Genomic DNA, 13,174 nt, shown 5'->3' on the forward strand with positions numbered 1-13,174 from the left:
TGCCGTTACTAGCATAAGCATGCTGTGGTTGGGGTAGTAACTGCGAATTAGAATGGAATCATGCCTTAAGCATAACGATGAAGGTACTATATTCTTTAATTTGCGGAAAAGAGGGATGATCGGATGGAGTTTAATAATAATGGAGTGGTGAAAAGAAAGTTAGGCTCACTTGGACTTGAGGTATCCGCACTGGGACTTGGTACCATGATGATGCCTGACAACGAGGATTCTATACGTACGATTCATGGTGCACTGGATCACGGAGTTACCTTGTTCGACACAGCTGATATATACGGGGAACATTTCATGCAACAAGGACTGTTCGGAGGTAACGAGCAGCTGGTTGGTCGAGCTCTGAAAGGCCGTCGTGATCAAGCCATTCTGGCGACCAAATTCGGCATTGTATCTCCAAACATGAAGGTACTCGGACACCCGGCGTATGTCAAAAAATCAATCGATTCCAGCCTGCTTCAACTGGGCACCGATTACATCGACCTGTACTATCAGCATCGTGTTGATCCGGACATCCCTATTGAAGAGACCGTTGGCGCTATGGCTCAACTTGTGCAGGAAGGTAAAGTCCGCTTCCTTGGTCTCTCGGAAGCAACGGCGGATCAGATCCGGCGGGCACATGCCATTCACCCCATCACGGCGGTAGAAACAGAATACTCGCTCTGGAGCCGCGAAGTAGAGGATGGAGTGCTACCTGTGCTGGATGAACTGGGTATCGGTTTTGTACCCTATAGTCCCTTGGGACGCGGATTCCTGACTGGACAGATTCGGACGTTTGATGATCTGCCTGCGGATGATTACCGCCGCTTCTTCCCTCGTTTCCAAGGAGATAACTTCAATAAAAATCTGGAGGTCGTTCGGCTGATTGAGCAGCTTGCCGCACGAAAAGGCTGTACTACACCTCAACTGGCTCTAGCCTGGCTGCTGGCGCAGGGGGAGCAAATTGTACCTATACCCGGTACGAAACGTCTAGAGCGGTTGCAGGAGAACCTTGGTGCATTGCAGGTCACGATCACACCGGAAGAACTGGCCGAGATCGAACACATCTCGCCAAAAGGGTTTGCAGCCGGGGAGCGATATCCTTCATTTTCCTGAGGTCAGAGTTGAATAAGAATAAGAACAGGAAAAAGGCTGCCGTTCGGCAGCCTTTCTTAACTCACTTTCTAGAGCTATTTTATACTTATTTTTATACTCTTCTTTTATTTACTCCTCTTAACAGGGAATCTGCCAATCTTCGTGCCCTTCAACTGCGGTCTGTTGCCGGAAACGTCAGAATCACCGTCGTACCCACTCCCTTCTCACTCACATACTTGATCGTTCCGTTAACCTTCTCCACGATGTTGAAGCAGATCATCAGCCCGAGTCCCGTACCATTCGTTTTCAGCGAGTAAAACGGGGTACCCAAAGCTTTAACTTCCTCCTCCGTCATCCCACACCCCTGATCCACAATTTTGATCTCCACCTGCTGCTTCACAAGTCTTGCTGTTACATGAACCATGGCTCCCGTATCCGAGGCTTCCAGAGCGTTCTTGATCAGATTAATGATCACCTGCTTAAACTCAACGGCATTCATGAAGATCGTGCAGCCCTCTTCAATCTCGATATCGATATGTTTATTGGACAACATGGCATAGGAGCTCAGTAGGCTAGCTACCCCCTCAAGCACCTCTTGCACATGTACTTTCTCATCAACCAATATCTCTCGGTTTGGTTTGGCAATGGACAAAAATTGGGAGGTCACCTGTTCCACCGTATTCAGCTCATCGATCATCAGCGCAAACTTGGATCGATCTGCAGGGTCGAAGGCCGGATTTTGTTGATACAACTGCAGGAATCCCCGTACCACCGTTACCGGATTACGAATTTCGTGCGCAACCGCTGCCGTTAGATGTGCAACCATTTGGAGACGTTCGGATTGTTGTACCTGTTCCAAATATAGTTCCTGTTTGCGGATCCGATCAAACGTTAAATAGAAAATGAGAAACAGGAGCAGTTGACTCGCAATGATATTAATCAGATTTCCGGCCAGATCTATATGTATATATTTATACAAATTATCTTGCTTGTGAATATACGTCGTTACAATCACCAGCATGACTGTATTCAAGCTGAGCGAAATATAAAACAACTTGAAATCATAGAACAAGATCGCGAGTGCTGGAAGCAAACAGATCATAATGTAAGTTGTCCACGTCTGGGGATAGATCAAAGCTAGCGTGTAGAAATAGACAAACCCAAGTAAAATAATGCTCAATCGAAATGCAAATGTCTCATATCTGGGGTAAATGAGCAGACATACAGGTATCGTCACAACACATAACAAATGAATGACATATCCGATGGTCATACCCTGAAGCTCTGCGGTAGATACGGCTAAACCGGCTACCATTAGAAGGATCATTAGAAACATCGATATATAATAGGTCTTCCGGTTCATTGGACTATGCAATTCCTTCATCTATTCACCACCTTGTTCGTGAATTTCTATATATAGTATTGTAGCTTATTTCCTGTATCACCTTCCATGGATGAGAAATATTTTATTTTAGTCATACCAAAATAAGCTGCATGGACATTTAGCCCATACAGCTTATTTCGATTAATGCAACTGTATATTTACAGCACATTCTATTTAAAAATGTACTCGTAATTAAAGAATAACCCCGATTACGCAAGTATTTACCTATTAAGGTTTAATCACAGAGAGAAGTGATTCGTTGCCCTCTGAGATCACCGTTACTTCCGGCGCGAACTCGGCATCCTCAACATGTAGGGTTTGGCCAATTTTCATTGCACTAATATCAAACTCGACCACGGTTGGCAAATGACGAGGTAGAGCCTCCACTTCAATAGTAGCTAACTGAATCTGCACAACCCCGCCGTACTTCGCATCCTCTGGGGTTCCGTTGAACTTGACCGGGATTTTGGTACGTAGCACCTCATCGTTCTGTACCTGCTGAAAATCGACGTGAATCAAATCTCGTGTAACCGGATCACGCTGCAGATCTTCCAGCAATACGATAAGTGAAGGTTTTTCTTCGAATTGCAGTTCGATGAATCCAGACGCACCTTGGTTCAACCATTTTTGAAAGGGTACCGACGGGATATGAATCATTTCATTTTCTGTGTTTTTGCCAAAAACAATACCTGGCAGGCGGCCAGATTGGCGCAAATTCTGAAGTCCGGACGGCTTTAATTTGATACGAGTTTCCGCTTGTATAAGAGTAGTCATGCTATGTTCGCTCCTCTGTATTCTATGATTTTCTGTACACGTTCACTTACCATCATCCAACATTCCCCTACGGGGGCTAAAGAGAGAAACATAGCATCACCACCTCCACACGGCCTCATTTTATAACCATTAAATGTAAACTCCCATAATATACAGCAAGGCACTCTACTTGGAAAAGTAGAATGCCCTTGGGATGCTTCCAGCCTATCATAGAAACCCATGTTTGTCGATGAACCGACCAACTGTACCATGATATTCATCACTTAACAAATACATACATTTGGTATATTATAGAATTGTAGCAAAAAATTATAAGAAGAGAGGAGTTTACACTTTGAAAAAGACACTCTCCATGCTTATCGTCATGAATTTAGTTCTTACCCTTGCCTTTAGTTTCAGCGCTTCTGCTAACAATGATATTGAGGGAAAGGAACTGCCGGATGCACGCATTACGGAACAGTTCATACAGCCCGACACTGAGATCATCACTGAGCTGACCGAGGCTCCCACCGAGTTGGATTCTACTCCATTGAAGGAACACCAGCTCAAGGAAACGGTTAACCTGAATGAAACTTCTTCCACTTCCAAAACACATAAGCAACAAAGTCTACTGGCTACTCCGCAATCGGAGGATACAGATAACACAACAGCCTCAGCTGAGACCACTACATACACTGGCTACATCCAGGAGCAAGGCACCTCCAGCTATTTATACCCGATCTATGTACAGCCGGGGCACATTCTGCAAGTACAGATGGATACCCCCGCATCTGCGCAGCTTGATTACGATCTATATCTCTATGAATTCGATATGTCCACCGGGGAAGTGAATCCGAATCCTATTGATTACTCCATCTACGGGACATATTTGAACAATTACGGGAACGGGTCCAGAACCTTATCTGAAAATGTAGGCACGAAAAATATCACTTCCGGCGCCAAAGCCTACTTAATTGAAGCCTACGGCAAGGTTGGTGCCAGCATTAATGAGCCGTTTACCCTGACGGTCTCCACAAGCTCGACATATGATGCCTTCGAGACGGACGAGAACGCGCTACGTGCCTATCCGCTTACCGTTGCTGTTGGCGGCTCTACACTCGCAACCCGTTCATTGAATTCGGAGATCGATCAGGATTGGTACAAAATCACCGTTCCTGAGAGCAGAAACTATGATGCGATGCGTATCACGCTGGACCAGGCTTCAACGGCGAATGGTTACAAAGCTGAATTGTACGGGGCTTTAAGTAACAATCGAATGGCCTTGATGCCGACCACGAACGGTAACGTATCGTTAGGTACAGGCACTTATTATTTGAAGGTGTATACCACCAACACTTATTCGGACACCAATTATTCACTGCATTTGCAGCCTGTATTACGTGCAGACAAAATTGTCATTACGGGTTACAACTCAAACGGCGGCCCCAACGATTATCCTTCTTACGCCTATGGACGCTACTACCGAATCACAGGATCAAGCTTCACGGTGACAGGGGTTGCGGCTACTTCCGATAACTATGCCGTTGCTAATACGGAAGTCGAGGTCATCTGGGCGAATGATGCCTGGTCTGAAAGCAGCAACAATCGTTATCGCATTGCCAAAGTTATGACCAACAGCAGTGGGCAGTTCACAGCAACGTTGTCCCTGCCTCCTTCCGCCGGTAGCCTCAGTCAGTACTTGCCAGGAGCCATAAGCTTCACCCATTATTATGATCTTTGTGCTGTGGTGGCTAGAGTGACAAGTCGCCCAAGTGTGAATACGACCGATATTGTGTATCACTTCGCCTACAGTATTTATGGCGGTTGATTGAATCAAGGAGAGCAACGAGTGGTGAAAGATAACCGTTCGTTGCTCTTTTTTTGTCCATTTATATTAAAAATATGGAATATTATTCCGATAACATAAAGAGACATTTCTGAGATGGAAACTAGAGCATTTATTTTTTTGACGAATAGGGGTGTTTACGAATGAAGGTTTCAAGCACAACGCCGTTTGACCTCAATGCCTACACTCATTCACAACAACGCACAGGACAAGCGAATCCATCAAATCAACCAACGATGATTACGGGGAAGTTCGATTTGTCTCATGACATAGATACCGTGGAGATCAGTAACGCTTCCAGACAACTTGCCTCCTCGGATGTCGTGAACCATTCAGCCGTTTACTTCGGCACCGTTCAGATCAACGAGTCACTGGAACGCCTGCTCAAGGGCCAATCTTCTGAGGTTAAAGAAACGGTCTATGGCATTATTCAATCTAACCTGATTACGGATGTATCAGATGAGGGCCATCGATCCGCTTTACTCGAACTGGGTCTAACTCAAGCACAATACATAGCGGACAACTACATAAAAGGCGATCAGGCCACCGAGTTCATGAATACGTTTCGTCAGATTGGAGCAATCTCCACAACCAGAACGATCAACCCTGAAACGAAGCAAGTTCAGTATGATACACCACCACAACGGCCGGTTGGTGCACCAGAGGATTACGTGGATCTTAATTATATGATGCGTAAATTCCAGCCCCAGACCTATGATAAGTTGCAGGACGCCATCGTAAACAACAAAGACTGGAGCAGCATTCTACAGAACTTTGCGAAACAGGCCTCCACGAATCAGGCATGGATCAAAGAATACCGTGAGGATGCGGCCCGTTCTGCTGATAACATGCCCATCCCGAACCGATTTGAAAAGGCTGACACAACCAACCTAAGCTCATTTGTCCATGCGGTGAAAGAGATCATTACCCGGACCGATTCGCCAAACAACAAGCTGCTAATCGATAATATCGAAGCTTTTATGCGAAAGCTTCAACCCGAGGGTAAGGCTACCTAACTAGTCGTTCCGCTCACTGCATATTAAAAAGCTCCACTCCCCGGTTTCATGGGAGTGGAGCTTTTGTTTAATTCGTTCTTGTTGCTACTGCAACGTCAGCATAATTTTATCGCCGGATCGAGTAATCTTATAGATCCCTTTTTGCATATCAATGCCGTAGTGTTTTTTCAGTAACATTTTCGCGTTAAGATCTGTCTCAATCACCACAAGGTAGTCGTAGTTACTTAGCAGATTGTCCATATTATCCTCGTAGAACAGCACGATACCGTCCACATTGGGAGCATATAAGAAGTATCTACCCACGTATTGCATGTAATAACTGGTCACCTGTTGATCTCGGTCAGAGCCGTAAAACAGATACTTGCTTCGATCCTCTTTGCCGCCCGTATACCACCGATCCCCTGTCACCGCATGAACTTCGTAGGGAAGGGTTTTGTCGTACGTTTTGTTGATCGAGATCATCCCGTTATATTCGGACAAGAGAGTTGTTGCCGCGAGTGCCATACACGCGATGATTCCCTGTTGATAATGCCTCTTCGTCTGTACCGTCTTGAATGATTGATAATCAGGAACCTCACCAATGCGGTAATGGAACGTACGCTCAATATCAACGGCTGCACAAAGCACCAGTCCACCAGCGAACAACACCACGATACTTGATGCATAACGCTCGAACCCAGCCAGTCGAACAGCCTCATCCACAGGCATGGAGAACAGATACAGTGCCAGAATTCCGGCATAGTACAGTACCACGACCACATTCAGTGCAATCAGCACTTTCCACAGGTTCCACTTCTTCTTGAGCACCACATAGGCTACAATTGAAGCCGCGATCGCAACAACTTCAAAAATAACAATGCCCAGCACAGGTCTGGATGTAATATCCACGCTAGATTTCAAGAAGAGCACCAGTATGTCCCACTTTTGCTCAGCTGTTTTACCCGGCTTTAGAGCCGCAGCTGCTCCCTCGAACTTGTTATTCACACCGTGGAATACCGTTGCCATACGCAAGCTCCAACTGAAATACGGCAATAATGCCCCTGCAATCGTACCGAGCACAGCGAGTCCAATCTTCCAATTCGCACGTTGCTTATTCGTAAGCCAGACATATACGAGAAAGATCAGGCCCACGGCAGCAAAGATGATTCCTGTACTTTTGATCACCGTCAGCAGACCCGCCAGAGGCAGAATAATGATGCAAGCTCGCTTAAGATCATGACGATACTGGTATATCACCGCCACAATCGCAAGTGCAAAGATTGGAAGCAGGAAGTCTACTAGCAGGTTGGTGATGCGAATCGTCAGGTTGAAGAAGGATAAGGTCGATAAACCTAACCCGAGAAAAGCATATAACAGGAAACGTTTTTTCTCTGACACGATGCCAAACATGGCGTAGAAACAGGAAAAGATCAGCAACCCCTGCGCCAGTAACATAATCGGCTGGGCATGTCCCATAAATCGGCAGATGTAGTAGATAAACGACGACGTGCCGAGCGGGTAATTTTTAAACTCAATCAGGTCCGAATTCGGTGTTGGAAACGCATTGGTACTGAGCATCTCCTTCACCACAATCGCCCAATGTGAGAAATTATCGTAGTGAGTCAGCTCCGTGTGGAACAAAATGAGCAAAAATATGAAAACCCCGCTCAGAAAACTCAATTGAAATAATGAAAATGATAATGACCATGAGCCCCGTTTACTCTGGTACAAAGCTTGTATCACTCTGCCTCTAAACAACAATAAGCCTGTGACCAGCACAACAATGCTGCCCGTGAAGAGCTGCCCTGCTAGTCCGGCAAAATAGACGATACAGGCGATAGCCGAGAACACAAATATCGGAATGAACTCCCACCGGATGGACATCACCTTACGGACAAACTGCATATAACCGATCATCGATATTATGAGTAAAATGCCCATCACAAGTTGAAGCAAAAGCAGCATGTCTATCTCTCCTAACCCTCTTTGGTGAACCGCTCAGCTTGTGGACGAATCAAATCACTCAGTAACTGATCAATCAAACCACGCCCCAAGATCTCATCGATATTCTCTACGGAGAGAAGCACTTCACGTTTGTTTGCCGTTGTTTTTCCCGTATGTTTTAAGACCAATTCAATATTGCTTTCAGTGTAAAAGGTAACCTCTGACCCTTCTGCTATCTTGCCTTGCAGATTCGTGGCAGAGAAGAAACGATAATTAAAGCTGAGCAGTGTACAGCTCGCATGATTCGTAAACGTTACGGGAAGATGAAGAGAAAGCCTTGGCATCTTCCGCTGATCCGATTTGGGCTGCACAATCCGTTTTTTCACATTACGCAACATGTCGTCATATGCAGTGTCCCATAGGTTCATTTGCTCCGGTAGCGAATGCTTCCGGTCATAGATGAGCTGCATGTACTGCCGGTTATCCGCCTCACTGAGCGGTTTCACCGTTGCGGAATAACGCCATCCTTCGCCATCTGCTTTGACATATACGATAACCGCATCAAGATTGGCCTCATATCGACTCGATTTGACGACCAGAGAGATGGTCTTCTGCTCTGGTAGATAAATCGGGTACGGCACATAAAATGCAATGCCATTTTCCGAAAGATCCACTGTCTTGGCCTCGTAACGTAGCGTGCTGTCCGGATAACGGATGATCACATCTTCTTGCGCCCGTATCCGTTCATTCTCCCGGTATGCTCGCCGCCCGATCATGAAGAAGAGCGCATAGAACAAGGCAATCATATTGTGAACGAGCCAGAAGATGATAATACTGCTGAAAAATAAAGCAATGCCGTACTTGCCATTCACATACCGGATAATCGCAGCGATGGACAGGATGACCAGAAAAATATGCGGCAGTGCATATTTCATCGAGGCAATCCACTCGCGTCCGGTTGAACGATTTTTATTCGTCACCTTGAACTTACGCTCACGGATGCCCACCGTCTCCAGGATAACCGGCCAGATCAGATACGGCATGAAGATGGTATCGATGACCTGACTCCAGCGCTGATTCCGTATATTACTGGACAGATAACGCATTGATAGACTGTAGAAGAAATACGATGGCAACCAGAAGATCAGAATCTGCCAGAAGGTCGTATTTACGATCTGGAAATCAAATAAAGCGAACAGAATGGGAGACAAGATAAAGATCAGTCGATTGAAAAAAGACCACCAGTATAAAAAACTGCTCACATAGGTCACTCTCGTCCAGAAAGGCAACTTTCTGGAGATCGGTGCACGCGTATTTTGCAAGCTCTGAATGATGCCCCTCGCCCATCGTATCCGCTGTTTGATCATGCTCGGAATCGTGGTCGTCGTCTGTCCTGCAGCTTGAACCTCTTGCGTGGCATACGTGATATACCCCTCTTGCTGCAAACGGATACTTGTCTCAAAATCCTCCGTGATGGTGTTCAGCGGAAACCCACCGATATCTACCATCCCTTGCCGGGCAATCACTGTATTACTGCCCGTATAGGCTACGGCATTGGACGCATTGCGCAGAATGTTAACCTCGCGCGAGAAAAAGTCCTGCTCGTTCGGAATACCCTGCTCCGCATACAGATTGAACTGGAATAGATCCGGGTTGTAAAAGCTTTGCGGGGTCTGCACCAGCCCCAGCTTAAAGGTTGGATCGATCTCCTCTTCACGGCGAAGGCGCCATTCTCCGTTTTCTTCGATAAACGTGGAGAGCATGAAGTAGGGTACGGTTTTCATCAGAAACGTATGCTGCGGAATCATATCAGCATCAAAGGTTGCAATGAGTGGAGACGATGTCTTGCTCAGGGCATTGTTCAGATTGCCGGATTTGGCATCCTTGTTGCCGGGGAATCCCAGATAACCAATGCCGAACTGCTTCGCCAACTCTTCTACCGCAGGTCTGGCACCATCATCGCACAGGTAGATATGTACCTTCGATTTGTCCGGGTAATCCATAAACGTACAGGCATTCACCGTTTTATACAAAAGGTCAACGGGTTCGTTATGTGTGGCGATAAATACATCGACGTGCGGGTAATATTCATCCGGGATCACCGGAAAATCGAGCTGCGCCCGTTTCTTTTGCATCTTTTGAAAAAATAACTCAAAGGTCGTCCCTACAGTAACCATCTCCGCCATAATGAGCAACATGCCAAAGATGACATTCAGCACCCCTTCTCCCCATGGCAGCGTAAAGAACATACGCCAGATCAGATAGATGGTCATGAGGATCATCGTGATGATGAAAAAAACGTTTTGCCTTTTCTCGTTTTGCACTACTGCTGCTTCCTCCTTGCTGCAAATACCCACCTCCGCTGCAATTGGAAACTTAGCAGGAACAGGATGGCATCACAGACGAATTTCGCTGCCTTCTCATCCACGAGGAATAGGGTATGGAATAAATACACGCCTGTACTCGACAACAATATAACCAAGCCACATAGCGTTAAGTAACGCCACAAACTGCCTCTGCTGTCTTCCTTCCGAAACACAAAATATCGATTCAAAACATAATTCACGACAATTGAAATGACTCGGGCGATCACGGTCGCGAGCAAAATTCTTAAATAATGCTGATCCCCCATCATGGGGCGCAGGAAATCGATCAAAAACCAGGCAATGCCCAAATCAACGACAGAACTGGCAACCGACGATGATATAAAACGAAAGAAATTCGAGAACAGCACCCCCATCACCCGGGCACTATCCTGAATCGCTTTGAAATGGGTACCCGCATTGCCATTTTCATAGATCACTTGAATGGGTACCGTATGAATGCCAATACCTGACTGAATACAGGAGATCAGCATCTGCAGTTCATATTCAAATCGCTTGCCGCGTACATCCAGCATAAATGACAATAACTCGGTACCGAAGGCACGAAGTCCCGTCTGGGTATCCGACAGTTTTTTTCCATATAACAGCGCAAAAATAAATGATGTCATCCGATTACCAAATAAAGATTTAGGCGGAATATCGCCCTCACTGAAATCCCGCACGCCGAGTAGTAAGTCATTCGGACGACGTTTGGCTTCCTGAGCAATCCGATACACATCCTCTGCAGCGTGCTGCCCATCTGAATCCGCAGTAACTACGTAATGAGCCTGCCCATAATGCTGTGCTATGTAACGAAATCCGGTCTTCAGCGCCTCACCTTTTCCTTGGTTCTGTGCGTGTCGCAGCAAAGCGCATCCATTATCTTCTAATTCTTCGAAAATGTGCTGATATTTCTCGCCAGAACCATCATCTACAATGACCAAATTCGTAAAACCGTAGTCTCGCAACTGACGTACATAGGATAAAAGTCTATCATCTGGTTCCAGAGAAGGAATGAGGATGATCGTTTCGTCCTTTTCTTCTGCTATAATCATCCGAAATGAGCCCCAATTCGACATATTTTCATGAAAATCTGTTGTATATTAGCGTTAATATCTTCCTTGAATATAGGAGAGTATACCATCGAAAAGGTGGGGCGTAAACGAGAACTTTTGTAATCTAATGGTAAAAAAGTTTTACATTTTCATGTACATGTGATAGTCGTAACAGACTATATCACTCTGATATATTAATCATTCAGCTACCTTATAAATAATAAAGAACCCCCGTCTATTAAACGGAAGGTTCGGGTTACTCACATGCTATTGATATACTTTTGCTCAGACTGTCACTTTGTGGTTGTTATTCACATTTTTATTCTGATATCTGACAGCCCACTTATATACGAAGGTCAGAATAAATCCGGTCAGGCCACAGACGGCCGCAATAACAAAGGCTCTCTGATAACTGCCATCTGCACTATACACATTTCTCATGATTGAGGGTCCGAAATAGCCGGCCAGTGCGAATCCGATAAACATAATTCCGTAATTGACACTGTTGTTTTTGGCCCCAAACTGATCTGCCGTGAAGCCGGGAAATACCCCCATTAAAGAACCAAAGCTTAAACCAATCATGGAAATCCCCATATAAAATGTACCTACACTGTTCTCTCCTGAAAAATAAAGCATGATCAGGCCGGCCACAGATAAGAGAGACGTAATGGCAAGTGTATTGATTCGGCCAATCTTGTCTGAGATATATCCGGCCAGAATCCGGCCACCTGTGTTAAACAGCGCCAAGATCGATACAACTGTTGTTGCCGCAGCAGCCGATAAACCAACCATTTTCTGAGCGATAGGTGAAGCTTGAGAGGTGCACATCAGTCCGGCAAAAGCTCCACTGATCAACAGCAAGATCATCACGTAGAAGATCGGGCTTGCAAGCATGCCTTTCCAATTCTTCTCTTCTCGCGGAGAACGGGCAAGTTGGACAGCACTTGGTGTCCATCCTGACGGAGCAAAATTAGCCGGGCATTTCTCAATAAAGAACGACGCTACGCAAATAATAAGGAGAAAGGCAATCCCTATGATCAAGAATGCAGAGGTTACCCCCGAGTTGCTGATCAACACATTGGCGACCGGAGGAATAATCACAGAACTTAACCCATAAGCAGCCGTCGTTACGCCCCCAACCAATCCGCGTTTGTCGGGGAAGAATTTGATGGAGTTGCTGATCGTACACCCGTAAACCATTCCTGTTCCCAAACCAAGCACAATTCCATAAGCAAATACCAGAAAACCTACAGATGTGGCAAAGCTCGATAGAATCATACCACCCCCGAATAAAATCCCTCCAACCAGAATGACCTTCTTGGGTCCGAATCTGTCATTAATCCATCCACCCGATATCATCGTAATGGGTCCGACTGAATTGCAGATGGTAAACGCAATAGCCAAATCCCCTGGCGTCAATGTACGTCCTGTGAGACCACTTAGATAAGCTGCCATTGGGGCAGCAAATACACTCCATGCATAAATGGAGCCAATACATAGGTTGATAAAACAGCTTGCAATCAGAATAATCCATCTCTTTTTTGTCAGTTCCACTGAGATCTTTTCCCCTCATGATTGTATTGTGAAATAATTCACTAACTTATGCGATAAAGTGTAGCACAGCTTTTTATATCCATCTATGACAACATGTATAGCTTTATCAAGGATTTTTTTGTAGTTACCTGACAGGGGAAAGATTCTCATATTTAGACGAATGGCAGCTTATGCCAGACACAGGTTTGAACTAA

9 protein-coding genes are annotated in these 13,174 nt (G+C 45.6%); 3 read left to right on the top strand and 6 right to left on the bottom strand.

All coding sequences use genetic code 11. The features are described from left to right. Positions 1-144 precede the first annotated feature (144 nt). A complete protein-coding gene (locus ACT89M_RS28140; RefSeq protein ID WP_373323300.1) occupies positions 145-1,107 on the top strand; it encodes an aldo/keto reductase in 963 nt (320 codons plus the stop codon). Positions 1,108-1,255: 148 nt separating this feature from the next. On the opposite strand, the gene ACT89M_RS28145 is transcribed toward ACT89M_RS28140, so the two are convergent. Together ACT89M_RS28145 and ACT89M_RS28150 are read right to left on the bottom strand one after the other, a co-directional pair. Further along, positions 1,256-2,470, bottom strand: coding sequence for a HAMP domain-containing sensor histidine kinase (locus ACT89M_RS28145; RefSeq protein WP_308723254.1), 1,215 nt, complete (start codon positions 2,468-2,470; stop codon positions 1,256-1,258). A gap of 228 nt (positions 2,471-2,698) precedes the next feature. Beyond that, entirely contained in the window at positions 2,699-3,244 is a 546-nt protein-coding gene (locus tag ACT89M_RS28150; protein ID WP_308723253.1) for a 50S ribosomal protein L25, read from the bottom strand. A gap of 334 nt (positions 3,245-3,578) precedes the next feature. On the opposite strand from ACT89M_RS28150, the gene ACT89M_RS28155 reads away from it, so the two are divergent. Both ACT89M_RS28155 and ACT89M_RS28160 read left to right on the top strand, forming a co-directional pair. After that, the gene (locus tag ACT89M_RS28155; RefSeq protein ID WP_308723252.1) at positions 3,579-5,051 is read left to right on the top strand and encodes a hypothetical protein; all 1,473 of its coding nucleotides are present in this window, start codon (positions 3,579-3,581) and stop codon (positions 5,049-5,051) included. Positions 5,052-5,212: 161 nt separating this feature from the next. Continuing rightward, entirely contained in the window at positions 5,213-6,085 is an 873-nt protein-coding gene (locus tag ACT89M_RS28160; protein WP_253498966.1) for a hypothetical protein, read from the top strand. 84 nt (positions 6,086-6,169) lie between these two features. Here the strand turns inward: ACT89M_RS28160 and ACT89M_RS28165 are convergent, their stop codons facing one another. The 4 genes from ACT89M_RS28165 to ACT89M_RS28180 form a co-directional block, all read right to left on the bottom strand. Then, positions 6,170-8,029 carry a hypothetical protein gene (locus ACT89M_RS28165; protein WP_308723251.1) on the bottom strand — a complete coding sequence of 620 codons (1,860 nt, stop codon included), beginning with the start codon at positions 8,027-8,029 and terminating at the stop codon, positions 6,170-6,172. 11 nt (positions 8,030-8,040) lie between these two features. Then, positions 8,041-10,332: a glycosyltransferase family 2 protein gene (locus ACT89M_RS28170; protein ID WP_154889754.1), complete on the bottom strand. Its 2,292-nt coding sequence runs from the start codon at positions 10,330-10,332 to the stop codon at positions 8,041-8,043. Continuing rightward, entirely contained in the window at positions 10,332-11,426 is a 1,095-nt protein-coding gene (locus ACT89M_RS28175) for a bifunctional glycosyltransferase family 2/GtrA family protein (protein ID WP_186809684.1), read from the bottom strand. Before ACT89M_RS28175 ends, ACT89M_RS28170 begins: the two co-directional genes overlap by 1 nt. Before the next feature lie 285 nt (positions 11,427-11,711). Further along, the gene (locus ACT89M_RS28180; RefSeq protein ID WP_090923524.1) at positions 11,712-12,980 is read right to left on the bottom strand and encodes an L-lactate MFS transporter; all 1,269 of its coding nucleotides are present in this window, start codon (positions 12,978-12,980) and stop codon (positions 11,712-11,714) included. Positions 12,981-13,174: the final 194 nt, after the last annotated feature.

It is taken from the genome of Paenibacillus sp. NN59 (genome assembly GCF_057597225.1).